Source organism: Arthrobacter sp. ZGTC131, assembly GCF_002929275.1.
Lineage (GTDB): Bacteria > Actinomycetota > Actinomycetes > Actinomycetales > Micrococcaceae > Arthrobacter.
In genome coordinates this window covers 163,256-187,928 of sequence record NZ_PJIK01000010.1, presented here as the reverse complement: position 1 = coordinate 187,928, position 24,673 = coordinate 163,256, and the positions used below count along the sequence as shown (strand labels likewise).

The 24,673-nt window shown below is 66.0% G+C and carries 27 protein-coding genes; 17 read left to right on the top strand and 10 right to left on the bottom strand.

The window, feature by feature from the left end; genetic code table 11:
• From CXQ90_RS14165 to CXQ90_RS14150, 4 genes are all read right to left on the bottom strand, one after another.
• Positions 1–1,370, bottom strand: a 1,370-nt coding sequence (locus CXQ90_RS14165; RefSeq protein ID WP_258064537.1) for a 13E12 repeat family protein, incomplete at its 3' end; no start/stop codon positions are given.
• Positions 1,371–1,591: 221 nt separating this feature from the next.
• Positions 1,592–2,077, bottom strand: a complete 486-nt coding sequence (locus CXQ90_RS14160; protein ID WP_104140001.1) for a hypothetical protein — start codon at positions 2,075–2,077, stop codon at positions 1,592–1,594.
• Between the two features lie 117 nt (positions 2,078–2,194).
• Entirely contained in the window at positions 2,195–2,458 is a 264-nt protein-coding gene (locus CXQ90_RS14155) for a GlsB/YeaQ/YmgE family stress response membrane protein (RefSeq protein ID WP_104140000.1), read from the bottom strand.
• 144 nt (positions 2,459–2,602) lie between these two features.
• Entirely contained in the window at positions 2,603–3,433 is an 831-nt protein-coding gene (locus tag CXQ90_RS14150; protein WP_104139998.1) for an aldo/keto reductase, read from the bottom strand.
• Positions 3,434–3,680: 247 nt separating this feature from the next.
• Between CXQ90_RS14150 and CXQ90_RS14145 the strand changes: the two genes are divergently transcribed.
• Together CXQ90_RS14145 and CXQ90_RS14140 are read left to right on the top strand one after the other, a co-directional pair.
• Positions 3,681–4,178 (top strand): CDP-alcohol phosphatidyltransferase family protein, encoded by a 498-nt coding sequence (locus tag CXQ90_RS14145; RefSeq protein ID WP_104139997.1) that lies wholly within the window; start codon positions 3,681–3,683, stop codon positions 4,176–4,178.
• Positions 4,179–4,342: 164 nt separating this feature from the next.
• Positions 4,343–4,549, top strand: a complete 207-nt coding sequence (locus CXQ90_RS14140) for a hypothetical protein (protein ID WP_104139995.1) — start codon at positions 4,343–4,345, stop codon at positions 4,547–4,549.
• An 82-nt stretch (positions 4,550–4,631) separates the two neighbouring features.
• On the opposite strand, the gene CXQ90_RS14135 is transcribed toward CXQ90_RS14140, so the two are convergent.
• Complete coding sequence (locus CXQ90_RS14135; protein WP_104139994.1) at positions 4,632–5,603, bottom strand: aldo/keto reductase; 972 nt, start codon at positions 5,601–5,603, stop codon at positions 4,632–4,634.
• Positions 5,604–5,637: 34 nt separating this feature from the next.
• Positions 5,638–6,483, bottom strand: a complete 846-nt coding sequence (locus tag CXQ90_RS14130) for an aldo/keto reductase (protein WP_104139992.1) — start codon at positions 6,481–6,483, stop codon at positions 5,638–5,640.
• Between the two features lie 158 nt (positions 6,484–6,641).
• Between CXQ90_RS14130 and CXQ90_RS14125 the strand changes: the two genes are divergently transcribed.
• The 3 genes from CXQ90_RS14125 (at position 6,642) to CXQ90_RS14115 (ending at position 8,196) form a co-directional block, all read left to right on the top strand.
• Positions 6,642–7,574 (top strand): helix-turn-helix transcriptional regulator, encoded by a 933-nt coding sequence (locus CXQ90_RS14125; RefSeq protein WP_104140019.1) that lies wholly within the window; start codon positions 6,642–6,644, stop codon positions 7,572–7,574.
• Positions 7,575–7,705: 131 nt separating this feature from the next.
• Positions 7,706–7,897 (top strand): hypothetical protein, encoded by a 192-nt coding sequence (locus tag CXQ90_RS14120; RefSeq protein WP_104139991.1) that lies wholly within the window; start codon positions 7,706–7,708, stop codon positions 7,895–7,897.
• A gap of 56 nt (positions 7,898–7,953) precedes the next feature.
• Positions 7,954–8,196 carry a hypothetical protein gene (locus tag CXQ90_RS14115; protein ID WP_104139989.1) on the top strand — a complete coding sequence of 81 codons (243 nt, stop codon included), beginning with the start codon at positions 7,954–7,956 and terminating at the stop codon, positions 8,194–8,196.
• Positions 8,197–8,208: 12 nt separating this feature from the next.
• Here CXQ90_RS14115 and CXQ90_RS14110 read toward each other — a convergent pair whose 3' ends face one another.
• A complete protein-coding gene (locus tag CXQ90_RS14110; RefSeq protein ID WP_078029066.1) occupies positions 8,209–8,418 on the bottom strand; it encodes a dodecin in 210 nt (69 codons plus the stop codon).
• Positions 8,419–8,494: 76 nt separating this feature from the next.
• A complete protein-coding gene (locus CXQ90_RS14105; protein WP_104139988.1) occupies positions 8,495–9,196 on the bottom strand; it encodes a FadR/GntR family transcriptional regulator in 702 nt (233 codons plus the stop codon).
• A 149-nt stretch (positions 9,197–9,345) separates the two neighbouring features.
• On the opposite strand from CXQ90_RS14105, the gene CXQ90_RS14100 reads away from it, so the two are divergent.
• The 7 genes from CXQ90_RS14100 (at position 9,346) to CXQ90_RS14070 (ending at position 15,425) form a co-directional block, all read left to right on the top strand.
• Positions 9,346–10,827 (top strand): four-carbon acid sugar kinase family protein, encoded by a 1,482-nt coding sequence (locus CXQ90_RS14100; RefSeq protein WP_104139986.1) that lies wholly within the window; start codon positions 9,346–9,348, stop codon positions 10,825–10,827.
• Positions 10,828–10,860: 33 nt separating this feature from the next.
• Complete coding sequence (locus tag CXQ90_RS14095; RefSeq protein ID WP_104139985.1) at positions 10,861–11,769, top strand: NAD(P)-dependent oxidoreductase; 909 nt, start codon at positions 10,861–10,863, stop codon at positions 11,767–11,769.
• The gene (locus tag CXQ90_RS14090; RefSeq protein WP_104139983.1) at positions 11,769–12,641 is read left to right on the top strand and encodes a class II fructose-bisphosphate aldolase; all 873 of its coding nucleotides are present in this window, start codon (positions 11,769–11,771) and stop codon (positions 12,639–12,641) included. Before CXQ90_RS14095 ends, CXQ90_RS14090 begins: the two co-directional genes overlap by 1 nt.
• Before the next feature lie 192 nt (positions 12,642–12,833).
• A complete protein-coding gene (locus CXQ90_RS14085) occupies positions 12,834–14,171 on the top strand; it encodes an acyltransferase (RefSeq protein WP_104139982.1) in 1,338 nt (445 codons plus the stop codon).
• On the top strand, positions 14,168–14,521 hold the full coding sequence (locus tag CXQ90_RS14080; RefSeq protein ID WP_056631607.1) for a GNAT family N-acetyltransferase: 354 nt from the start codon (positions 14,168–14,170) through the stop codon (positions 14,519–14,521). Before CXQ90_RS14085 ends, CXQ90_RS14080 begins: the two co-directional genes overlap by 4 nt.
• A gap of 164 nt (positions 14,522–14,685) precedes the next feature.
• On the top strand, positions 14,686–15,156 hold the full coding sequence (locus tag CXQ90_RS14075; RefSeq protein WP_146068896.1) for an STAS domain-containing protein: 471 nt from the start codon (positions 14,686–14,688) through the stop codon (positions 15,154–15,156).
• Positions 15,153–15,425, top strand: coding sequence for a hypothetical protein (locus tag CXQ90_RS14070; RefSeq protein ID WP_104139979.1), 273 nt, complete (start codon positions 15,153–15,155; stop codon positions 15,423–15,425). Before CXQ90_RS14075 ends, CXQ90_RS14070 begins: the two co-directional genes overlap by 4 nt.
• Before the next feature lie 111 nt (positions 15,426–15,536).
• On the opposite strand, the gene CXQ90_RS14065 is transcribed toward CXQ90_RS14070, so the two are convergent.
• The gene (locus tag CXQ90_RS14065; protein ID WP_104139977.1) at positions 15,537–15,998 is read right to left on the bottom strand and encodes a hypothetical protein; all 462 of its coding nucleotides are present in this window, start codon (positions 15,996–15,998) and stop codon (positions 15,537–15,539) included.
• Between the two features lie 324 nt (positions 15,999–16,322).
• On the opposite strand from CXQ90_RS14065, the gene CXQ90_RS14060 reads away from it, so the two are divergent.
• The 5 genes from CXQ90_RS14060 to CXQ90_RS14040 are packed head-to-tail and all read left to right on the top strand — an operon-like array spanning position 16,323 to position 22,629.
• Positions 16,323–17,939: an aspartate aminotransferase family protein gene (locus CXQ90_RS14060; protein WP_104140018.1), complete on the top strand. Its 1,617-nt coding sequence runs from the start codon at positions 16,323–16,325 to the stop codon at positions 17,937–17,939.
• Positions 17,940–17,980: 41 nt separating this feature from the next.
• On the top strand, positions 17,981–19,360 hold the full coding sequence (locus CXQ90_RS14055; protein WP_104140016.1) for a lysine N(6)-hydroxylase/L-ornithine N(5)-oxygenase family protein: 1,380 nt from the start codon (positions 17,981–17,983) through the stop codon (positions 19,358–19,360).
• Positions 19,357–19,920 carry a GNAT family N-acetyltransferase gene (locus tag CXQ90_RS14050; RefSeq protein ID WP_104139976.1) on the top strand — a complete coding sequence of 188 codons (564 nt, stop codon included), beginning with the start codon at positions 19,357–19,359 and terminating at the stop codon, positions 19,918–19,920. Before CXQ90_RS14055 ends, CXQ90_RS14050 begins: the two co-directional genes overlap by 4 nt.
• Positions 19,917–21,776 carry an IucA/IucC family siderophore biosynthesis protein gene (locus CXQ90_RS14045; protein WP_104139974.1) on the top strand — a complete coding sequence of 620 codons (1,860 nt, stop codon included), beginning with the start codon at positions 19,917–19,919 and terminating at the stop codon, positions 21,774–21,776. Before CXQ90_RS14050 ends, CXQ90_RS14045 begins: the two co-directional genes overlap by 4 nt.
• A gap of 58 nt (positions 21,777–21,834) precedes the next feature.
• Positions 21,835–22,629: an SDR family oxidoreductase gene (locus CXQ90_RS14040; RefSeq protein WP_104139973.1), complete on the top strand. Its 795-nt coding sequence runs from the start codon at positions 21,835–21,837 to the stop codon at positions 22,627–22,629.
• Between the two features lie 249 nt (positions 22,630–22,878).
• Here the strand turns inward: CXQ90_RS14040 and CXQ90_RS14030 are convergent, their stop codons facing one another.
• Positions 22,879–24,492, bottom strand: coding sequence for an MFS transporter (locus tag CXQ90_RS14030; protein ID WP_104139971.1), 1,614 nt, complete (start codon positions 24,490–24,492; stop codon positions 22,879–22,881).
• Positions 24,493–24,673: the final 181 nt, after the last annotated feature.

Sequence of the window (24,673 nt, the reverse complement as noted above, 5' to 3'; positions counted from 1 at the left end):
GCCGTTTCGAGGCGGTTGAGGAGGTCCTGGTAGCTGATGGTGGCCATGATCTGGGGCCGGAGTCCGCCGGTGGCGGGCAGGCATCCCGCGGCCAGGGCTGCCTTGCAGGCGCCGACGAGGCCGTCGAGGAGTTGTTGGGGCCGGGTGCGGCGTTCGAGGTGGGCGTTTTCGGCGGCGTTTTCGGCCGCGGCGCCGAACCCCGGCCCGGCGTGAGGTCCCGTGGCGATGCCCTCGCCGGTGGCTGTGCCCTCTCCGCCGTCTTCCGCGATGGCGCCCGTGGTGATGCCGCCGATGCCGTCTCCGCTGCTTTCCTCGCCGGTGCCGGTGGTGGGTTGGGTGCGGGGGTTGGTGGCGGTGTTCATGACGGTGAGGAGGTGTTCGTACTGGTCGGGTGTGGCGAAGATTTCCAGGTGGTGGAGTCCGCGGCGGGGTCGGCGGAGGAACGCGCCTTGGCGGTGCCGGAGGTCCTCTTCGGAGGGTTCGGTGCCGTCCTGGTCGATGGCGTCGGCCCAGCGGTGGGTGACGCGGGTGAGGAAGTCCTGGTCGTTCTCGATCGCGGTGCGGGTCAGGACGTGTTCCATCCGGGCCAGATCCTCCGGGGCGGCGATGTGCCGGACGCGGTCCAGGGCGGTGGTGATGATGCTCCCGGCGCGGGAGGCAATGGACCCCTCGGCGAGGGCGGCGGCGGTTTCCTCACAGACCGGGGGCTGGGGCCGGCCGGTGATGCCGCGGCGGGGGAGGACGGCGTCGGCCAGGGCGAGGCGGCGGCGGGCTTCTCCGGTGCTGATCCGCAGCCGGACCCGCAGGAACTCCGCGGTGTTCCGGCACCCGTCATCGGCCGGCGACACCCCCGGGACCCGGCCGGTTCCGGCGGCGGGGCCGGAAGGAGAATCGGCAGCGGAGCCTGAGGCGGCGGAGCCGGAGGCGGCAGCAGAGGATTCGGTGTCGTGGCCCCAGCCGGTGATCCAGCCGGCAGCTTTGCTGGCCGGACCGGCGGCGTTGCTGATCGCCTCGGTGCGGGTGCGGTCCACGGCCGCCGCGCCGAGGACCTGGAGGTATTCGAACCGGCGGGAGATCTCTTCGGTCAGCCCGGCGAAATCCGCGGCCTCCGCGAAACCGGCCAGGGCCAGCTCCTCCCGCCCGGACTCGACCGCGGCCTCCAGCAGCCCCCGGCACCGCCGCAGATTCTCCATCGCTCCGCCGCTGAAGGCGTCTAAGCGGGCGGTAGCGCCGTCGTCGTGCCCGGCGGGATCTGCGGCCTGCGGTGCGCTGCGAAGGCTGACCGGGAGGCCGGGTGCCCCGGCAGTACCGAAGCCCACGGCACCCATACGGGCGGCAGCTCCGCCGTCGGACGCAGCAGTGTCCGCCACGGCAGGTGCGCCCGTCTGGGAACCAAGAGGGAGGGCCCCCGCATGAGGGAGGCTGCGAAACGGCGAAGTACGGCGGCCCGGCATTGCTGCCGGTGCCGCCGTACTGTTTACGCCTTCCCCAATGGCTTCCATACCGAAACTCTGCCAGAGGGGTCTGACAACAATGCTGGAGACTAAATCAGTGCCTCCGACCCGAGATGGGACGGGGGCCAGTGACTTAGTTATTGCCGCTTGGGGTCCACGTTGGTGGCGGCTCCTGCCGGAGTGGCGCCGCCTTCGTCGGACCAGTCCTGACCTGACGAATTGTTCCGCGCCGGATCGGACTCGACGTCGGACGTGCCGAGGTTGACCGTCTCCGGATGCGTGCTGTGGGCGGGAACGTGCCCGCTATCCGAGTCGGCACCTGATGCGGCGGCCGCAGAGGAGGGGCCAGCTGGCGCGGTATCGCCGGACTTAGTTCCGTCGCGGTGCATGGCGGAGCTGAGGACCGTGCCGGCCCGCCGCGCGGCCTCTGAGAGCTGGTCGCCCACTTCGGGCGCCTTTTCCTTGACGGCTTCCGTGGCGGCCGCGACCTTGTCCTGCACTGGTTTGCTGTCCCAGATGCCGGCGGCGCGGGCTTTAAGTTTGTCGTACGCTGCCCGCCCGGACCTGGATCCGAGGACGTAACCAGCGGCAATTCCTACGCCGAAGAGAAGTTTGGATTTCATGGCGAACTCCTACTCTTGTGGGGATCAGTACAGTGTGATGGTTCATCCTGCTAATGGGCTATAGCTAAGAAGCCGGCCCCGGGAAGTGTCCCGGGGCCGGCTCCGGCCGCGCTCCGTCTAGCGGGCGGTGCGCTTGGTGATCATGCCGTAAACCAGCAGCACGATGATCGCACCGCCGATGGCCAGCAGCCACGTCTGAAGTGAGAAGAATTCCTGGAGCCCGGTTCCGAAGATCAGGCCGCCGATCCAGCCGCCCAGGAATGCTCCGACGACGCCGAGCAGCAGCGTGATGAAGATGCCGCCGCCCTGCCGGCCGGGGAGGATTGCCTTAGCAATAGCGCCGGCGATGAGGCCCAGAATCAGAAATGCGAAAAAACCCATTTTATCGTTCCTTCTTCTTTCATTGAGGAGGCACCCGGTGTGCCGGGTGCGCTTCGTCCTTCTCCCTAATACTAAACATGCTTACTATTTTTCTGCCAGTCGACATTCGCCGGAAGCGCCTCGAAAACGGCCGCTCGCTCCCCCTCAGTGCCCCTGCACATCGGAGTTCACGCCTGCCTCCGGCCCTTCATCTAGCGTGTTGATGGCTGCCAGGTCCTCGTCGTCCAGGACGAAGTCAAAGACGTCGATATTTTCTTTCATTCGCTGCGGATCGGCAGACTTTGGGATGGCGACGAGCCCGTTTTGAACATGCCAGCGGAGCACCACCTGGCTTTCTGTTTTGCCGTGTTTCCCGGCAATGCGCTGCAAAACAGGGGCGGACAGCAAGACGGAACCTGCCCCCAGCGGGCTGTACGATTCGGTGATAATCCCGTGGTGCTCGTGGTAGGCGCAGTCAGCGGATCGGGTGACCGAAGGGTTCAGCTGGATCTGGTTGACGGCCGGCACAACGTCACTGCTCCACATGAGCTGTTCCAGGTGGGACGGCTTGAAATTCGACACCCCGATCGAACGGGTCTTGCCTTGGGCCTGAAGCCGCTCGAAGGTCTTCCAGGTAGAGATAAACTCCCCGCGGCGGGGCAGAGGCCAATGGATCAGCAAGAGGTCGACATAGTCCATATTCAGCCGCTTCAGCGATCCCTCAAGGCCGGCAACTGCCCTGTCCCCGCCCTGGAATTCACCGTCGAGTTTGGTGGTGACGAAAAACTCCTCTCGGTTCAGGCCACTTGCCCGGATCCCGTCGCCCACCCCCGCTTCGTTTCCGTATTTCACGGCAGTATCGATATGCCGGTAGCCGGCCTCCACTGCATTTACGACGGCGTCCGCCACCTCGCGGTCGTTCAGGGGCCAGGTGCCGAGCCCGATCTGCGGGATCCGGTGGCCGTCGTTCAGTTCGACGAGCGGTGATAGAGCCATGCCAAAAGTCTTTCCTATGGACAGCTGTTTGCACAGGGTTAACAGCGTGCGCCTTCGCAGCGACCGGAATTGCTACGATGAGCGCGAGGTGGCTTATGGAGAGCTCGGCGGGACGCAGTGCCCTCACGGATGTGGCAGTTGCGATGGTTGGGTTTCTCGCGGCCGGAGGCTGGTTGGTAGCGGTCTCACGACACCCGCCGATCGCGTAACGCTGATCCGCGCCGTTCTCGTGGCGTGTTGTGCAACGATGGCCGTTCCCGCGCTGCTGGATGGCAATCCGCCGGGCCCCTCTTTCGTTGTCCTGGGTTGTGTGGCGTTCCTGCTCGATGCCGTCGACGGGGCTGTCGCGCGCAGGACAGGCAGTTCGACGCCGGAGGGTGGGCGCCTGGATATACAGACCGACGCCGCCCTCGTCCTGGTCCTTTCGTGTGCGGCGGTGCGCAGCCTTGGGCCATGGGTCCTTGCCGTGGGGTTGATGTGGTACGCGTTCGTTGCCGCCGGCCAGATCCGCCCTGCTCTCCGGGGCGTGCTCAAGTCGAACAGGCTGCGGAAGGTCATCGGCGCCTACCAGCCATTTGCCGTACTGCTGGCGCTCACACCCGGTGTGCCGCAAGGACTCGGCGCGGGTGCCGTGGCATTGGCGCTGCTGTCGCTGGTGGCATCCTTCGGACGGGACGTCCTCCAGCTGGAGCGGAGCCACAGGAGGCCGGTTGGGCATGGGTCCGGGGCCGAACTGGTCAACTGACGGAGCCCGTGCGAGATGACAGCGCGCGAGATGGCAGGGCTATGGACTAACCGGGCCAGCGCTGATATCCCTTGGACGTAGCCCGTTCAAGGGCGAACACCGCCGGGCACGCCCTGTGGACGTACCTGGCGCCAGGCACTCCCGACCAGCAAAGGATCCTGAACATGAGCGAAGAGCCCGACGAATCCACCACGAACCCGGCCGGTAAATTTCCCTTCGATCCCGAGCAGAACCCGCCGTCGGAAGACCCCGCAAACCCTCCGCAGAGTCCGCCGGATGCATCCGAGGGGCAGCCCGACGAACCTCAGGATCCCGCCCTGGAAGACCCGCAGCGTCCGCCGGGCCCCAGCGGCTCAACCGTTCAGCCTTAGTCGGCGGCCGCCGCCGTGCCGCTCACGGACGACCGCCGGCGGGCTCGGGCCCGACGGCGGCTGCCGCTCTACCGAGGGGCGGTCACCAGGCGTAGTCCTCCGGTGCCGTGCGGTGTCCCGGAAAGATGCCGTCCAGGCGCTTGAGGGCGTCGTCATTCAGGGAGACGTCCAATGCCCGGAGGGCGGCGTCGAGTTGCTCCTGGGTTCGGGGCCCTATGATCGGCGCAGTCACCGCCGGCTGGTGGAGGAGCCAGGCGAGGGCGATGTCGCCCGGTTCGTGGCCGAGATCGTCGGCAAAGTCCTCGTACTCCCGGATCTGGTCGTGGTGCTTTTTCAGCGTTTCGTGCGCGCGCCCCTCAAGGCGCCGGACGCCGTCGCGCTCTTTCTTCAGGACCCCGCCGAGTAGGCCACCGTGCAGCGGGGACCACGGAATGATCCCGAGTCCGTACTGCTGCGCGGCGGGGATCACCTCAAGCTCAACATTCCTGGTCAGTAGGTTGTAGATGGACTGTTCGCTGACCAGCCCGCAGTAGTTGCGCCGGGAGGCGGTTTCTTGTGCCTGCGCAATGTGCCAGCCGGCGAAATTGCTGCTGCCTGAGTAGAGGATCTTTCCCTGCTGCACGGCCACCTCGGTGGCCTGCCAGATCTCGTCCCATGGAGTGTTCCGGTCCACGTGGTGGAACTGGTAGACATCGATGTAGTCGGTCTGCAGGCGTTTCAGGCTGGCATCGAGGGCCCGGCGGATGTTCAGCGCCGAGAGCTTGGACTCGTTGGGGCGGTCCGTCATGGTGCCGTAGAGCTTGGTCGCGAGGACCGTGCGTTCACGGCGCTCGCCGCCCTTGGCGAACCAGCGGCCGATGATTTCCTCGGTCCAGCCCCGGTGCTCCGCGCCGCCGTAAACATTGGCTGTGTCGAAGAAGTTGATGCCGGAGTTCTGAGCCGAATCCATTATGGAATGCGCTGCGGACTCCTCGGTCTGCGGACCGAAATTCATGGTGCCGAGGCAGAGTCGGGAGACTTTCAGGCCGGAGCGGCCCAGATGCGTGTATTGCATTGGTCTTGTCTCAATTTCTGTTTGGTTTTGGAAGCTAGAACTGACTATGCGCTGCGACGGCGGGATCTCCGCCAACGCGGGAGCCGTCCTCCAGGGCGCTGATGGACTCAAGAGCCGCCGCGTCGAGGGAGATGTTCGCGGCAGCTATGTTCTCCCGCATGCGGGCAGGCGTGGAGGACTTGGGGATCACGATGGTGCCCGCTGCCAAGTGCCAGGCCAGGATGATCTGCGCCGGCGTGGCGCCCCTGTCCTCGGCCAGCGCCGTAACCGCGCTGGCGTTCAGGTCGGCACCTTGCCCCAGCGGACTGTAAGCCTCGACGGCGATCCCGTGCGAACGGCTCTTCCTCGCCAGCGCAGACTGCTGGAATGTCGGGTGGAGTTCGATCTGGTTCACGGCGGGAACCACCTCGCTCTCCGCCAGCAGCGTGGCCAGGTGGTCCTCCAGGAAGTTGGACACGCCAATGGCGCGGATCTGGCCGTCGGCGTACAGCTTTTCCATAACCTTCCACGCCTGGGTGAACAGGCCCTGGGACGGTACCGGCCAATGAATGAGGTAGAGGTCAACGACGTCCAGGCCAAGAGCCTTCCGACTGGTTTCGAAGGCCTCGGCCGCGGAGCCCTGCTCACCGTTGCGCAGCTTGGTGGTGATGAAGAGTTCCTCGCGGGGGATGCCGGATGCCGCGATCGCCGCACCGACGCCGGCCTCGTTCCGGTAGGCCGCAGCCGTGTCAATGTGCCGGTAGCCGGCTTCAAGGGCTTCCTCGACGATGCGCTGGGTTTCTTCGGCCGGAACCTGGAAAACGCCGAAGCCGATCTGGGGGATGGTTACGCCGTTGTTGAGGGCGAACTGGCGAACGCCGGTTTCAGGTGTCTGGGACATGGGAGTTCTCCTAGTTAAGGGATTTGTCGGGCTCTGCCTTGAGCCTATTCGTGCGAACGGCCCGAGTCAGCAGGTATGCCTGTCCCTGCTTTTCCTAGGACTGGGAGTCCTACCTTCGTTGTAGAAAGGGGTACCCGCGGCGGTGCAGAATGGAAGGCATGGGTCAGAGCGCCGAGTTCGGCAAATTCCTCAAGGCAATGCGGTCGCGGCTGAAGCCGGAAGATGCCGGTGTGGCCGGTGGCGGCAGCGCCAGGCGGGTGCCGGGGCTGCGCCGGGAGGAAATTGCCCGGCTTGCGGACGTCAGCACGGATTACTACACGCGCCTTGAGCAGGGCCGGAACATCCATCCGTCGCGGGCGGTGCTTGATTCGGTGGCCCGGGCCCTGAAGCTCGATGCCGGCGAGCAGGCCCACATGATGGATCTCCTTCAGCACTGTGCCGAATCTGCCCGTTCGCCAGTTCCGGTACAGGCCGTGCGTCCGGCGCTCCGCCAGCTCCTGGCGGCCGTGGGAGATGTCCCCGCCCTTGTCCTGGGGCGGCGCACGGACGTCCTGGCGGGAAACCGAATGGCGTTCCTGCTGTTCGCGGACTTCCCGGAGCTGCCGCCGGGGGAGCGGAACCTCACCCGTTGGTTGATCCTGGATCCGCGGGCGCGGGAGCTCTTCCGGGACTGGAAAACAGTGGCGGCCGAAGCTGCCGGCGCGCTTCGCGTGGACGTGGGGCGCCACCCCAACGACGCGCAAGCCAACCAGCTGGTGGGAGAGCTCGCGGTGCATAGCGAGCTTTTCCGTCACTGGTGGGCCGGCCATCGCGTGGCAACGCGTTCGTCGGGTAGTGTGCGGCTCCATCATCCCGCCGTCGGTGACCTGGAACTGAACTTTGAAAACCTTGTCCCGCCGGACGACCCCGACCAGGTACTCCGGGTGTTTTCCGCGAAGCCGGGATCGCCGTCGGCCGATGCGCTGGCACTGCTTGGCAGCCTGGGCGCCAGCACCACACAGGAAAGCACGACGGCGGGGGAGGCTTTCGGCCCATCGGCGATTTCGCGGGATGCCGGGCCTGCGGACGTTCGGGGAACAAAGCTCCCCTGACCCTCCGCCGCCTTACTGTGCTGCTGCCCAGCCCGTGGGCAGGATTCTATCCATTCGCCCATTGGGCGCCAGGGGCCGCTTTCCTAGCCTTGGAGAAGAACTTCTTCGACCACCAAGGATGGCATTCAAAGATGAAACGCATCGCACTGCTCAGGGAGCGCCACGCTCGTTCGGCCTCGACGGGGACCCACTGCCCGGCGTCGGGCCTGTGGAGTCCGGATCAGTCCCCGGACGAGGCCCATACGTTCTTTGAGGGGCAGGTCTTTCCGGCGCATCAGGGCATGCCCACCGTGTGGCGCCGCCGGGCCGCGGGCCAGGAATGACCGGCACAACCCATAGGGCTGGCAGCAAGGGGCCAGGAAGCGGCGGGCCGGGATTGTTGAGCCAAGACTCAGGTCCGGAGCTCCGGCCGCCCACGGCCAGGACGCGGCTTGCGCCTGCGCGGTGGGCCGAGCTGGCTCCCGGCGAAGCGGTGTGGGTGGAAAGTGCAGGCTCCGGATTCGTTGCCGGGCACGTCGATGAAGTCTCCAGCCACCAGGAAATGCTCTGGGTAGATTTTTCAGTCCGTGGCCGCCGCCTCCTGTGCGGCGGCGACCCCGTCCAGGTGTGGACCCGGGACTGACTCGCTTTGCCGTCAGCGCTCCAGCCGGAAGCCGAGCTTGATGGTCACCTGCCAGTCGGCCACCTGACCGTTGTCGAGGTGGCCGCGGATTTCCTTGACCTCGAACCAGTCCAGGTTTCGCAGGGTCTTTGCCGCCTCGGCGATTCCGTTGCGGACGGCGGCGTCCACGCCTTCGGTCGAGGTTCCGACAATTTCAGAAATGCTGTAGGTGTGATTAGACAACTTCGCTCCTCGTGATCGCCATTGATACCCGGCTGCGTGGCCGTTCCTGCAGAGTATCGGACGAGGCGCCGCTGGACTAGGCTTCGAGGACGTAGCTTCTGAGGTCGTCCAGGGTCTGCTGCATGTGGGCGTCCATTGCGTCCCGTGCCCGCCGGGGATCGCGGGCGGCAAGGGCGTCGAAAATGTTCTGGTGGTGACCGATGGCGTGCTCCTGGATCTCCGGCACCTTTGATGTTTCCGTGCGCCTCTTCTCCAGGACGCGGTGCAGCGGTTCGAACAGGACGGCCACAAAGACATTCTCGGAAGCGTGGAGAATCTCGTCGTGGAACGCGAGGTCTGCCGCTACGAACCTGGCGAGGTCCTGGGCGCTGTGGGCCTCGCGCATCTCCTCCACCCGGACGTGCAGGGACTCGAGTTCCGCGTCCGTGATGCGTTGGGCCGCGAGTTCGCAGGCGCCAGTTTCCAGCATCCTGCGCAGCTCAATGAGCTGGATTGCGGCGGCGGGCTCATTCTGCCCCTCAGAGGCGGCCCGGAGCACGGCCTCCAGCGACGACCAGCGGTTCAGCGGATTCACGAATGTTCCCCGGCCGCGCTCCACGCTGAGGATGCGCTGCGCTTCAAGTGTTTTCATGGCCTCGCGGACGGTCATTCTGCTGACCTCGTGCCGCGCGCTGAGCTCAAGCTCGCCCGGCACGCTGGCGCCTGGCGGAAACTCGCCTGCAATGATGCGGTCCAGGAGTTCGTCAGCGACGACGCCCACCAGTGATTTGCGTGCCATTTTCCCCGTTCACCCTGTCAGGCCCGTATGTCTGACAAGTCTACTTGCGTCCGTGCTGTGCGTTATGCCACACTAGCATCAAACGCCAGATGTCTGACATCTGACAAAGATCGTCCCCGCAATATAGTTTCGACACAACGGAGTGCACAGTGCCCCTTGAAGCAGACATCCTGGCCGCTTTCCCCGCGGAGCTCCACATCCCGGCCGAGCAGGTAGCCAACGCCGTCGCAGCCTCTGCTGCGACGTCTCCCCGCGTGCTGGTGGTGCTCGACGACGACCCCACCGGAACGCAGTCCGTTGCAGACCTGCCAGTGCTCACCCGTTGGGAAGTCGAAGACTTCACCTGGGCTCTCCATCAGGGCAAGCCCGCCGTCTATGTGCTGACCAACACCCGCAGCCTGGATCCGGCGGAAGCCGCCGCCCGCAACGAAGAAATCGTGCGCAACGCACTGGCTGCCGCCAGCGACGGCGAGGGCGAGATCCTCCTCAGCTTCGTCAGCCGCAGCGACTCGACGCTCCGCGGACACTTCCCGCTTGAACCCGATGTCATCGCCGCCACCGTGGCCGCGGTGAGCGGCGCGGCGACGGACGGCGTCGTGATCGTCCCCGCGTTTCCCGATGCCGGCCGGGTGACCATCGGCGGCGTGCACTACATGCGGGGAACCGGGCCCGACGCCGGGAACCTCACCCCGGTTGCCGAGACGGAATTCGCCAAGGACGCGACGTTCGGATTCGCCAACTCGGAGATGGCCAAGTACGTGGAGGAGAAGTCGCAGGGCAAGTTCCCGGCGGGCTCCGTGATCGTGCTGGACCTCAACATCATCCGCGCCGGCGCCCGCACCGGGGACGCGGACGTTTCCGCGAAGGCCATCGCCGACGCGATCGAACCTGCCACCGCCTCTACCCCGATCGTGGCGGACATCGTCACGGAGAACGACCTCCGCGCCCTCGCACTGGGCCTGGAAGAGGCGGAACGCCGCGGCAAGAACCTGCTCTACCGCGTTGGCCCGCCGTTCGTCCGTGCCAGGATCGGCCAGGACATCCGGACCGAGCTTAGCGGCGAGGAAGCGTACGCCGGCCACACCCCGTCCGAGGCCGGCGGCCTGATCGTGGTGGGCTCGCACGTCGGCGTGACCACGCGACAGCTCAAGGTACTCACGGATCAGCACAGCGCTGCCCGCATTGTGGAGATCGACGTCGAAAAGCTGCTGGGCGATGAAGCGGACGCTTACCTCGACCAGACGGTGGACACCGTCGTGGAAGCCCTCCACGGCGGCGACGTCATCGTTCACACAAGCCGCCTGCTCATCAAGACGGATAACCCGGCCGAAAGTCTGCGGATCGCGCGGACCGTGTCCGCCGCCGTCGTCGCGGTGGTAAACCGCACGCTCAAGACGTTCCCGCCGCGGTTCGTCATCGCCAAGGGCGGCATCACGTCCTCGGACGTCGCCGCACACGGACTGGAGATCCGCCACGCGATCGTCCGCGGGCCCATGCTGCCCGGCATCGTCAGCCTGTGGGATCCGGTTGACGGTCCGGCCAAGGGCATCCCGTACATCGTGTTCGCCGGCAACGTGGGTGACGACGAGTCCCTCGCCCAGGTCACCCGCAAGCTCAGCAACACCTTCTAATTTCGCCCAATCACGCATTCAACGGAGAACACCATGACCGCGAATTACAAAGTCACCGTCCTCGGCCTCGGGGCAATGGGCCTGCCGATGGCCACACGCCTGGCCAGCCAGCTCACCGTCCACGGCTTCGACATCGCCGAACCGCGTCTTCAGCTCGCTGAAGAGGCCGGCGTCCGCACCTTTTCCTCTGCCCGCGAAGCCGCGGAGGGCACCGACGCGCTCCTGCTGGCCGTACGCAACAGCGAACAGCTCAACGACGTCCTTTTCGGCGAGAACGGAGTGGCCTCGGCGCTGAAGCCGGGCGCCGTCGTCATCCTGACCAGCACCGTGGGCACCGAAGCGATCCCGGATACCGTCAGCCGCCTGGCGGAGTTCGGCGTCGGGCTTGTTGATGCACCGCTCTCCGGCGGTCCGAAGCGCGCCGGCGAAGGCGACCTGCTGATTGTGGTGGGCGCCGAGCCCGCCGCGCTCGAGTCCGCCCGTCCCGTCCTGGAACTGCTCGCCTCCACCTTGACGGTCGTCGGCGACAAGCCCGGCGACGGCCAGGCGCTGAAGACCGTCAATCAGCTGCTCTGTGGAATCCACATCGCCGCCGCTGCCGAGGCCATGGCACTTGCCGACGCCCTGGGCCTGGACCAGGCGAAGACGCTCGCCGCCCTCGAAGCGGGTGCCGCCGGATCGTTCATGCTCTCGAACCGCGGCCCGCGCATCCTGGAGGCGTACAACGAGGAGGGCGCCGAGGTGCTCAGCCGCCTGGACATCTTCGTCAAGGACATGGGCATCGTCGGCAAGGCAACCCGTAATGCCGGCCTGGCCACGCCAGTCGCCGCCGCCGCCGAGCAGCTCTACCTGCTGGGCCAGGCCCATGGCCTCGCCGCCGCGGACGACTCCGCCGTCATCAAGGTTGTGGCTCCCGCCAAGCGCACCGCAAAGGCGGGCTGATGCGCGCGCGACTCGACGAGCTCGTAAGCTCCGCGCTGCAGCATGGCTCGGCTGTGCCCGCGTTCACTTGCTATGACTTCACCACGGCCTTGGCCGTGGTGGCCGCCGCCGAAGAAGCCGGTCGCGGCGTCATTCTGCTCGTGGCCCCCAAAACCGCAGCCACCACCAACGGTTTGCGGCTCATCTCAGCGCTGCGGGGCCTGGCGGACGAGGCCTCCGTGCCGGTTGCCGTGCAGCTGGACCACGCGTCAGACGTCAGCGTCATCACCGCGGCTGTTGCTGCCGGGGCGGATTCCGTCCTCGCGGACGGCTCGTCCCTGCCCTACGAGGAGAACATCGCGCTCGTTCGCGAAGTCCGGGCGGCCCTGGACGCTCAAGGCAGTGCCGACGTCGTCCTGGAAGCCGAGCTGGGCGGGCTCGCCGGCGATGAGGACAAGGCGTTCGGCGCGGACGCGGACGAAGCTCCCGGAAACGACGTGGCAGGCCTCACCGATTCCGCGCAGGTGGAAGAGTTCGTGGCCAGGACAGGCGCGCAGCTGCTGGCCGTGGCCGTGGGCAACGTCCATGGAAAGTACAAGGGCGAGCCGGAACTGCGGTGGGACGTCCTGCAGGACATTGCCGTGCGCACCCGCATTCCGCTGGTTCTCCATGGTGCGTCCGGGATCCCGGCGGACGAGCTGGCCAAGGCGCCGGCAATGAACGTGGGCAAGGTCAACTTCAACACCGAGCTCCGGACGGGTGTCCTGGCCACGCTCGAGGACCAGACTGCTGCGCACCGGGCCGACGGCGAGAACCTGCAGGGGCTGCTGGCCCACTGGAACGCCTCCGCCAAGGATTTTGCCGCTGCCACGCTGGGCATGCTCAGCCGCTGACGGCCCTGAAGTAACTCGAGACGGCGGCGCCGGGCCCTCTGGGCTCGGCGCCTTCCGCGTCCTCTCGCCCTCGCCGCCTTCCGCTTCCTCTGGCCCTCGCCGCTGTCCGCGTCCTCTGGCCCTCGCCGCTGTCCCGGCGGACAATGGACCCTACAAAGTGGTTCGCCGGTTCCGCGTCGGGGAAGGGGCGCCATGGATGGTGCAGCGCAGCGGGCAAGGTCCCGCGCGGGCACGGCGTCCACCGGCTCGGGTGGGTCACCGCCGCCCCGCGACCTGGCCATAGACCTTGCCCGCTTCTTCTGCCTGGCCTTGGTGGTGATCAGCCACTGCATGATGACCAGTCCGGTGCTGCATCCGGACGGCACGGTAACCACCCAAAACACCCTGGCCGAGCAGGACTGGTTCGAGCCTGTCATCTGGATTTTCATGGTGATGCCGCTGTTCTTCGTGGCCGGCGGCATCACCGGTGTGCAGTCCTGGCGCAGGCTGCGGGACCGAGGCGGCAACGGCTACGGGTTCGCCCAGGCGCGGCTGCTGCGGCTCATCCGCCCTGCGGCGGCACTGCTGGCGGTGATGTTCGTGGGCCTGTGGGGCACCCTGCTCCTGGGCGTGGATCCCCAGGTGGTGCAGCTCTTGGCGAGCGGGGCCGGCATGCCGCTGTGGTTCCTGGCCGCCTACCTCGCAGCCCAGCTGAACATCCCGCTCCTGGAGCGGTTCCACCGGCGCGCGCCCTGGCTGACACTGGCCGGCCTCGCGGCGCTTGTGGTGGCGGTGGACTGTTTCCGCGGCGCCATCCCGCTGATCGCGTACGTCAACATGATCTTCCTCTGGTGCGCCGTGCAGCAGCTCGGCTTTTTCATGGCGGACGGCCGCCTCGCCCGGCTCAGTGCATCGCGGCTGGTGGGTCTGGTCGCCGCCAGCAACCTCCTGCTGGGCGTCCTTACCGGACTGGGCCTGTACCGGGACAACATGCTGGTAAACCTGAACCCGCCGAATTTCTGCCTCCTCCTGCTGGGCGTCTCGCAGGCTGCGACGCTGCAACTCTCAAAGCCGGCGCTGGACAGGCTCGGCTCCGTTCACTGGGTCCGGGCCCTGGCGGCAATCGTGGGCCGCCGATCGATGACCGTTTACCTGTGGCACCTGCCGCTGTTGGGCGCGATGGCCGGGCTGCTGCTCCTTACGGACTTCCCCAAGCCAGCCTCTGGCACTGCCGAATGGTGGTGGTCCCGTCCAGTGGTGCTGCTGGGCGTTGTCCTCCTGCTGCTCCCGGCCGTCGCCCTGTTCGGGCGGTTGGAGGAACGGCCGACGGCGTCTGTCCGCTCACGCGCCCGGCCCCGCGCCGCCGTGGTGACGGCCGCCGTCGTCGTCATTGTTCCGGTGGCGGACGCAGCGCTTAACGGACTGACGCTGCCGCTCCTGGGCGGCGGATCTGCCTGCTTTACCCTCGCCGCCCTGTTGCTGGGACGGGTTCCGGCCCCCGCAACAGAACCATTGCCAGCGCAGGCATTAAGTGCCAATCTCGAACCATGACGGAGAACACGGTATCCACCGAGGACCAATTCACGCCGGATGTCACCACCTTCCGGAACGATGCGCTCCACCGCTACGAGCTGCACGTGGGCGGGAAGCTGGCGGTGCATATCCGGTTCATGGACAAACCGGGACACGTTGACTTCATCCACACCGAAACGGCCGAGGAGTTTGCGGGGCAGGGCCTCGCCAATGTCCTCGTGCACTTCGCACTGGACGACGTCGTGGCCGCGGGGAAGCGCATCATTCCGCACTGCCCCTTCACCGCGCGCTACCTGCGCAAACACGAGATTTACACGCAGTGCATCGACTGGCCCGAGGAGGCTGCGCCGAAGCTCATGGGCACGTGAGGCCGCCGGCGGTCCCTGCTAAGCCTGGAAGTGCGTGGTCACCGGCTCGCCGTCGAAGGAGCGAACCGAGCCGTGCCGGGACTGGACTTGTGACCCCCGCGACAATTACATACGATTCAGCTGGCTATGCAGTTGGCTAACGGACTCTCTCTTGGGGGAATTCTTTGAATCACAAACTGCGTGTGCTGGTCCGGGTGGACCTGGATCCCGGGCAGGTCACCCTGGAAATCAGCGGGTGCCTGACTCCGGCTAATTTCCCCGTACTCCTGCACCTGCTGCTCCGGGCCCAGAAGCTGGCTACCTGCCCGCGGGTCACGCTGGATTTCAGCGAGGCCTCGCACGTTGACACGTCAGTGCTGTCCTACCTGGAACAGTACGCCTTGCCGTTGGACCTTGCCCTTGGAGAGCGCGTCGACGTGCCCAGTGAACTCGGGGTTGCGGCCGCCTCCGCCCTTGAGGATGCAGACGATTTTCAGCTGATAATCGTGAAGCCGGCAGAACTTCCGGTCTGCGCTATTCACGGCGGCGAAACCGATGCGGAATCAGCCCTGGCCGGGATGCCGTTGGCCGGGAGCTTCAGACCCCTTGCCGGCGGGATGCCTGCCGGCCTTGTAGGAGCGGGGAGTGCCCGATGAACGAGGAAGATCTGACCCGGTACCTCGACGAGTCCGTCGACCCGGCTGAAATGGTGGCGGCCTTGCCTGAACCGGCCCTGACGGAACTCGCGGACGCGCTGTACCGGAACCTGGATACGCCCAGCCCGGCCTTCGGCGCCCACACCTGGTACGCCCAGGTCAGGGACGAACTCGGGATGCGCCGGTTGACCGGCAGGGCGGACATGCAGCCGGCCTCGAATGACCGGGCTCCGGGCGAAACTGCGGGGAGCGAAGTCCCGGCCGGATAGCTCGAGCGCGAACGAACACTTGCGGCCCAGGGAGCTCACGGTTGAGGGGGCGCCAAGTGTTCGCTCGCGCTGCTGCTTGGGGCTGTTTGGGCCGCTCTGCGGGCGCGCCGCTTACGACGGCGGGGCCTGCTTTTCGCGGTTCCGGCGCCACTGCGCTGCGTGCCAGAAAAGCAGGCCGATCAGGCCCAGGAGTCCGGCAAACATCACATACGGGGCGAAGCTGATCCAGATGTAGCCCAGGGGCATGCCTGGACCTGGCACGCCCTCATTGAGGGTCTCCTGGGCGATGGTGAACACCCCGAACGACGAGACGATCAACCCTGAAACGACCACCCACAGGGCCACGATGAACGGGTTGACCATAAGGCGGGCCGGCTGGCCGGTATCCGCCTCGCCGGAAGGGGCAACACCAAATCCGGCGCCGCTAAAATGCGCCGCGCCCGGGCCTGCTCCCGCATGCGCTCCGCTGCGCAGCCCGGTGCCGGCCGGGTCCGGCGTGCGCCCGTAGCCAGCGGGGCGCCCTTCGGAATCCACTTCCCTGAAATTGATCGGATCATGCTCAGTGCCGGACATGTCCCCCCGCTTCCTGCAGCCAGTGAGGCCGCGTTTTAGGAACTCTACTCTGCAGGACTTTCCCGCGCCCGGCTTGGGGCAATTCGCGTGTCCTGTCCCTGCCGCGGACCTTGCTCACCACCGGGTAGGGGCATTCTGGAGCATGTCACCCCGCGGAGGAAAGTCAATGACTACGGATATCTGCAAAAATTCCCTCATTTGGTGGTGGAGAATCGAATTACATCACTGAAGTTTGACTAAAAGGGTTGCCTAAGTAAGGCTTGCCTTGCTTGGGAGCGGCCCCCGCAACTGAGCGGACCCGATCCCGAAAAAAGGATGACTGCCATGACCTTGCTGCCCGATGTGGACGAAACATGCTTGGACCAGGAACCCGACTCAGACGTGAACTTTGGGGCCGGAGTGGAGCTGGCCCTCGCCGCCAGCAACCACCTCTTCAACGCCCGCAATGCTCCTCGGTACGTGGCACAGGTGCTGCAGGGGGTCAACGCAGTGGCCACGAAAATTGAGCGGACCTCCCAGCCGTTCACTGGGGTCGGCCCTGCCGAGATGAAGAGCCGGGTGGACGCCGTCGACCTGGACCGGCCCCTGCCGGACACGGCGGCCGCCCTCGACGAGCTGCAGGACACGTACCTCCGCGACGCCGTCTATTTCCATGATGCCAAGTACGCCGCGCACCTGAACTGCCCGGTCGTCATTCCGGCGCTCGTGGGGGAGGCCGTCCTGTCCGCCGTGAACTCGTCCATGGACACGTGGGACCAGAGCGCGGGTGCCACGATGATCGAGCGGCGCCTCATCGACTGGACCGCGGACCGCTTGCAGCTCGGAAGCGAGGCGGACGGCGTGTTCACCTCCGGCGGCAGCCAGTCCAACTTCCAGGCCCTCCTGATCGCCCGTAATCACGCCGTGGCCGAGCTCCGGCTCGATCAAGCGAACGCCCGGCTCCGGCTCCCGGCACTGCTGGAGAAGCTGCGGATCTTCACCTCGGAGGACAGCCACTTCAGCATCCGGAAGTCGGCTTCCATGCTCGGGCTGGGCTTCGACGGTGTGGTGTCCGTCGGCTGCGCCGCCGACCACCGGATGGATCCTTCCGCACTGGCCGAGGCCATCGCTGCGGCCCGCACCGCCGGCCTGGTGCCGATGGCGGTCGTGGCCACGGCCGGGACCACCGACTTCGGCGCCGTGGACCCGCTTACCGAGCTTGCCGCCCTGGCCCGCGGCTACGGAGCCTGGTTCCATGTGGATGCGGCCTATGGCGGCGGGCTTTTGGTGTCCAATCGATACCGGCACCTCCTGGACGGAATACGGCTGGCCGACTCCGTCACCGTTGACTTCCACAAGACGTTCTTCCAGCCGGTCAGCTCCAGCGCCCTCCTGGTCCGGAACGGCGCCATGCTCCGGCACGTGACGTATTACGCCGACTACCTGAACCCGGAGGCCGCCGCCCGGGCCGAGATCCCCAACCAGGTGGACAAGAGCATCCAGACCACGCGCCGGTTTGACGCCCTCAAACTCTGGCTCACGCTCCGCATCATGGGTGCGGATGCCATCGGTGCACTCCTCGACGAGGCAATCGACCTCGCCGCCCGCGTGGGAACAGTGCTCTCCGCCGATCCCGACTTCGAACTGGCCGCTGAGCCGCAGTTGAGCACCCTGGTTTTCCGCTACCGGCCCGTGCTCGCGGACGGAACGAGGTTGTCCGAGGACCGCGCGGACAGCCTGAATCTGGCGATCCGTGCGGCGGTTTTTGCCTCGGGCGAAGCGGTGGTGGCCGGGACGAAGGTCGCCGGCCGGCACTTCCTGAAGTTCACGCTGCTCAACGCCGAGGCCACGCTCGAGGACATCCAGGAGATCATCGAGCTCGTCCGCCGGGCAGGGGAGAACCTGGCCGGCATGGCGCCCGCCGGCGAATCCGCCACTGCAGCCCGGGAGGCACGCGCATGAGCACCTCTGCCTTGAACACGCCCGCATTGAGCACGTCCGCATTGAGCAGCTCCGGCGCAGGCCGCATTTACGACTTCGCCGGAATCGGCGTCGGGCCTTTCAACCTGGGACTGGCCGCCTTGAGCGAACCGATCGACGGCCTGGACGGCGTTTTCCTGGAGCGCCGGGAGTCCTTCGACTGGCACCCGGGCATGATGCTCGAGCCCGCCCACCTGCAGGTCCCCTTCCTGGCTGACCTCGTGACGCTGGCGGATCCCACGTCGCCGTACACGTTCCTGAACTTCCTCAAGCAGACCGGGAGGCTTTACCGCTTCTATATCCGGGAGAACTTCTACCCGCTGCGGGCTGAGTACAACCAGTACTGCCAGTGGGTGGCGGCCCAGCTGGCCTCGGTCCGGTTCGGCACGGACGTCACTGAAGTCACGTACGACGACGGCGTGTACCGGATTGCGGTGAACGGTCCGGATGGGCGGGAGGTGCTTCGGGCGCGGCGGTTGGTGCTCGGCACGGGCACCTCGCCGTACATTCCCGGCGCCTGTGCGGGGATAGCCCAGGCTGGCGGTCTTGTCCTCCACAACGCCGACTACCTGGCAAGGAAAAGCGAGCTCCAGAAGCGGCGCAGCATCACCGTTGTGGGCAGCGGCCAGAGCGCGGCCGAGATCTATTACGAGCTTCTGCAGGAGATCGACGTCCACGGGTACCAGCTGAACTGGGTCACCCGGTCCGGCCGGTTTTTCCCGCTGGAGTACACCAAGCTCACCCTGGAAATGACGTCGCCGGAGTATGTGGACTACTTCCACGGCCTCCCGCAGGACCAGCGCGACGGCCTCATCAAGACCCAGAAGAATCTCTACAAAGGGATCAACTCCGAGCTCATCGAAGCCATCTATGATCTCCTCTACATCAAGAGCCTTTCCGGCATGGTGGACACCCGGCTGCTGACGCATTCGACGCTCACCGGCGCGTCGTGGGACCCGGCAGCCGGCTCGCATACGCTGCAGCTGCGGCACGGGGAGCAGGGTGCCGACTACGCGCTGGACACCGAAGCCGTGGTCCTGGCCACGGGGTACGCCTACCGTGAGCCGGAATTCCTGGCCGGGGTGCATGACCGTATCGCCAGGGACAGCCGCGGCCGCTTTGCGGTGGACCGGAACTACAGCACCGGCGTCGAACCCGGCGAGATCTTCGTCCAGAACGCCGAACTCCACACCCACGGCTTCGTCACGCCCGACCTTGGCATGGCGGCCTACCGGAACTCGTGCATCCTGCGGGAGATCACGGGACGCGAGGTTTATCCGGTGGAGCGGAGCATCGCCTTCCAGGAGTTCGGGGTTCCGGGCGGACCGGAGGGCCTGGCCGGCGTGCGCGAAACCGGGGTCCCCGGAGCCGTAGTTGCTGAATCGGAAGGGGTGCACGCATGAGTTTCACCGTACGTTGCTTCGACCCCGAGGCCGACGCGCAACTCCTCCACAGCTGGGTGACCCGGCCGTACGCCGCCTTCTGGGGGATGCAGTACGCCACAGTGGAGGACGTTGTGGAGGAATACTCCAAAATTCAGTCCAGCGGCCATCACCACGCGCTGCTGGGGCTCGACGACGGCGTCCCCGCCTTCCTGATGGAGGAGTACCTTCCGGTCCTGTCGCCGCTCGCGGGCCTGTACGCCGTCCAGCCGGGGGATATCGGGATGCACCTCCTGGTCGCCCCGCCGGCCGGTCCGCCGCGGACCGGCTACACCGCCGCCGTGATGGAAACAGTCCTGGACAGGCTCTTCGCCAAGGACAAGGTGGAGCGCGTGGTGGTCGAGCCCGACGCCCGGAACCACAAAATCCATGTCCTCAACGCGCGGCTGGGCTTCCAGCCCGCCGGAGAAGTGACCCTTCCGGACAAGCAGGCCCTCCTCAGCTTCTGCACCCGTGAAGCCTTCCATTCGGCCCGCACAGCCCTCCACTCGTCCCCGATCCACCAGGGAGCATCGCTATGACCACCGCTGAACTTGAATCCGTCCTGACCGCAGGCAACGCCGCAACTCACCTCACGCCGGAACGCTGGGCCGCCGCCAACCGGCACCTCGTCCGCAAGGCGCTCGCCGAGTTCTCCCATGAGCGGATCCTTAGCCCCGAACGGACCAGCGCCGGTGACCAGGCCGGGGGCACTGGCCGTTCCAACGAGTACCGGGTGCTGAGCGATGACGGCTCGGTTGCATACCGGTTCTCCGCCAGGGTCCTGCAGCTTGACCACTGGTCCGTCGATGCGGCCTCGATCAGGTGCAGCCGCGACGGACAGGAGGCACCGCTGGATGCGCTCCGGTTCATCACTGAGTTCCGCGAGGCCCTGGGAATCCGGCAGGAGATGCTCCCGGTCTACCTCGAGGAAATCAGCAGCACGCTCTCCAGCCATGCTTACAAGCAGTGGATCGGCCAGCCGTCGTCCGCTGAGTTGGCAGCCGGCGTGACCGGCGGAGCGGACATCGCCACGGACTTCCAGACCATTGAACGCAGCATGACCGAGGGCCACCCCTGCTTCGTGGCCAACAACGGCAGGCTGGGATTCGGCATCAGCGACTACCGGGCCTTCGCTCCAGAAACCGGCGCCCCCGTGCAGCTGGAATGGACCGCCGTCCACCGGACCAAAGCCGTGTTCACCTCCAGCGAGGGCCTGGACTACGCCGCCCACCTTGACGCCGAACTGGGGGCGGGGGCGCTGGCCTACTTCGACGCTGAACTCGGCGCGCTGGGCCTCGACCCGGCGCAGTACTTCCTGATGCCGGTGCACCCGTGGCAGTGGGAGAACAAGCTGACGGTGACTTTTGCAGCGGAAATAGCCCAGCAGCACATCGTGCACCTCGGGATCGGGGCGGACAGCTACCAGGCCCAGCAGTCCATCCGGACTTTTTTTAATACGGCCGCACCAGAAAAGGCCTACGTGAAGACGGCCATGTCCGTCCTGAACATGGGCTTCATGCGCGGCCTGTCACCTCAGTACATGAAGGCCACTCCGGCCATCAATGACTGGCTTCAGGAGCTGATTTCCAGCGACGAGGCCCTGCGAAGCCGCGGGCTCGCGATGATCCGTGAAGTGGCTGCCATTGGGTACCACAACGGCTATTACGAGGCAGCGTCCGCGAAGGATTCGCCGTACCGCAAGATGTTGTCCGCCCTGTGGAGGGAAAGTCCCCTGCCGCTGCTTGAGGACGGACAGCAGCTGGCCACCATGGCCTCGCTCCTGCATGTCGATGCGGCCGGCAAGCCCATGGTGTCGGCGCTGATCGAACAGTCCGGGGTGCCAGCCGGCGAGTGGCTGCGGCGCTACTTCGAGGCGTACCTCGTCCCGCTGGTGCATTGCCTGTACCGCTACGAGCTGGCGTTCATGCCGCACGGCGAGAACGTGATCCTGGTCCTGGAAAACGGCGTACCGGTCCGGGCGGTCATGAAGGACATTGCAGAGGAAATCGTGGTGATGGGGGACAGGATTGAGCTTTCCGAAGCCGTGTCCAGGATCAAGGTCGACATCCCCGATGGCGAGAAGGTTTTGGCCATCTTCACCGACGTGTTCGACTGCATTTTCCGGTTCTTGGCTGCTCTCCTCGAGGAAGACGGTGTGCTCAGCGGCGACGAATTCTGGCGCATCGCGGCCGCAGCCATTCACGGTTACCAGGCAGAGCACCCGGAGCTCCGGGACCAGTTCGCCCGCCACGATCTGTTCGCGCAGGATTTCCCGTTCTCCTGCCTCAACAGGCTGCAGCTGCGCAACAACCAGCAGATGCTGGACCTCACCGATCCGTCCGGGGGCCTGCAGATGGCTGGCCGGCTCAAGAACCCGCTGGCAAGGTTCGCATGATCACGGCGTGATGCCAACAGCCCTGCCTCCCGCGCGGCCGCGAAGCTAGGCTGTTGGCATGACGCCGAACACCAACCCCACGGCCCTTGTCACCGGTGCCACCGCCGGTCTCGGGGCTGAATTCGCCCGCCAGCTCGCCGAGCAGGGCCACAACCTCGTGCTGGTGGCGCGCGACGAGGCGCGGCTTCAGTCAACCGCGGAGGCTCTGCAGCACCGGTACAGAACCACGGCCGAGGTGCTGTCCGCGGACCTGACGGACGACGCCGGTGTGGCCGCCGTCGTCGTGCGTCTTTCCGACGCTGCGCGTCCTGTGGACGTGCTGGTGAACAATGCCGGGATCGGGCTGTTGCTCAACTTTGACGAAAACAGCATCGAGGACGAGAGGAAGCACCTGAAACTGCACGTGGAGACCGCCATGGTCCTCAGCCACGCCGCCCTGCAGGGGATGCTGGAGCGCGGCTCCGGGCGGATCATCAACGTGGCCAGTGTGGCGGCGTTCCTGCCGCGGGGCTCGTACTCCGCGGCGAAGGCCTGGCTGCTCAGCTTCAGCCGGTGGGCCAACCTCGCCTACGCGGCCCGGGGCGTCAAGGTGACAGCGGTCTGCCCCGGTTTTGTCCACACGGAGTTCCACGACCGGATGGGGATGGATAAATCCGTGGCCCCCGGCTGGACCTGGCTGCGTCCGGGCCGCGTGGTCCGGGAAGGGCTGGCGGACAACGCGCGGGGCAAGGCGGTCTCGATTCCCACCAAGCGCTACAAGGTGCTTTCTGCCGCCGCCCGGATCCTGCCGGACCGGATCATGGCGGGCCCGCCGCGGAGGCCGAAGGAACCGGAGCCCGGCGCCAACGGATGAACACCACCACGAGGATGCCGATCACGGCACCCACCACCGTTTCGATGCCCCGCTCGGCAATGAGCACATAAGGGTTCGCCGGCGCGGCCAGCTGCGTCATCAGCAGAATCACGGGTGTGAAGGAAACCAACGCAGGGCAGCACAGCGCAACACCACAGCGCAGAGCGAAGGCCCGCCCGGCGTGCTTTCCCCATGGGGAAGCGCGCCAGACAGGCCTTCGTCAGTGCGTGGTGCGGGGCTGTTATCGCATTAGGCCTTGGCAGTGACCTTTTCGAGCTCAGCGTCCAGCTCAGCGTGCAGCTTTGCATCCAGTTCAGCGTCCCGGGCCTCGAACGGCATTTCGTCGAGATCAATCAGCGGGTTCTCATCCTGGGTGGCCACGAGCTCCTGGGCCTCAGCCTTCGTGTCCACGCTGGGCATGGAGCCCGGCAGCGGACGGTTGGCCGATTCCTTCAGGAAGTAGATCGCGACAGCTCCGATGGCAGAGGTGGCCATCAGGTAGTACGCAGGCATCATGTCGTTGCCCGTCGCCGTGATCAGTGCTGCCACTATGAACGGCGTGGTACCGCCGAAGATTGCCACCGAGAAGTTGTAGGCGATGCCCATGGCACCGTAACGGCTGGAAGTCGGGAACTGTGCCGGCAGAGCCGAGGCCAGGTTCGCCACGTAGAACGTGACAGGGAAGGCGACGAGGGCCAGTCCCGCCAGCGTCGACCAGACGCTGCCGATGCCGATCAGGAGGAACGCAGGGGTAGCCAGCACGATGGTGCTCACTGCACCGATCCACAGGACCGGGCGGCGGCCGATGCGGTCGGAGAGCTTTCCGGTCAGCGGTATACACAGGCTCATGATGACCAGGACGGGGATGGTCAGCAGCGTGCCGTGAACAGGGTCGTAGCCCTTGGACTCGGTGAGGTACGTCGGCATGTAGGACGTCAGGGCGTAGCCGGCGGTGTTCGCGGCGGCAACCAGAATCATGGCGACGATCAGCGAACGCCAGTAGGCCTTCACAATGCCCACCGGGCCCTTGGACGCTGCGGCGTCTGAGGCAGTGGCGTCCTTGGCGAGTTCTTCCTGGGCATCCAAGGTTGCCTGGAACTGCGGGGATTCCTCAATCTTGCTACGGAAGTAGACCGCAATCAGGCCGAGCGGACCGGCAATCAGGAACGGGATCCTCCAGCCCCACTCTTCCATGGCGCCCTGACCCAGAGTCAGCTGCAGCACGGAGACGAGGGCGGCACCGAGGGCGAAGCCGAGGTAGCTTCCCATATCGAGGAAGCTGGCGAAGAAGCCGCGGCGCTTGTCCGGGGCGTATTCGCTCACAAAGGTGGTGGCACCGGCGTACTCGCCACCGGTGGAGAAACCTTGGACCAGTTTGAGCAGTACCAGCAGGGCCGCGGCCCACATTCCGATCTGCGCATAGCCGGGCAGCAGGCCAACTGCGAAAGTACTCGCGGCCATCAGCATCAGCGTGGCGGCGAGGACCTTCTGGCGGCCGATTTTGTCGCCGAGCCAGCCGAAGATGACTCCGCCCAGGGGACGGGCGATGAAGGTGGCGGCGAAGGTTCCGAGTAGGAACAAGGTCTGCACGGACTTGTCGGCCTCAGGCAGGAACACCGGTCCCATGGTGGTGATCAGGTAGCCGAACACGCCGACGTCGTACCACTCCATGGTGTTTCCGACGATCGTGCCGCCGAGGGCCTTCTTCAGCATGGGCTGGTCTACGACATTTACGTCGGACTCCTTGAGCCGGCGACGTGCGAGTAGCTTTGGTTTCTTGACACCCTGGGGTGCCGCTTGGTTGGTTCCGCTGGCGTTCCTCACGCCTGCTGAAGAGTCGGTCGTGCTTCGGTCCGTGGGCATTTGGGCGACTCCTGTGGAGGTCATTTGCTTGCGACTTGTAGCTGCCCCGCTCCGGGCAGGCCTTCAATTTTACGCGATTTCCATGGAAACCGAGAGTTTCGTGCCGTATGATCACCCGTTCAGCACTCGCCGGGAGCAAAAAATGATGTATATTTCGGGCGATCTAACCGCGTCATCCTGC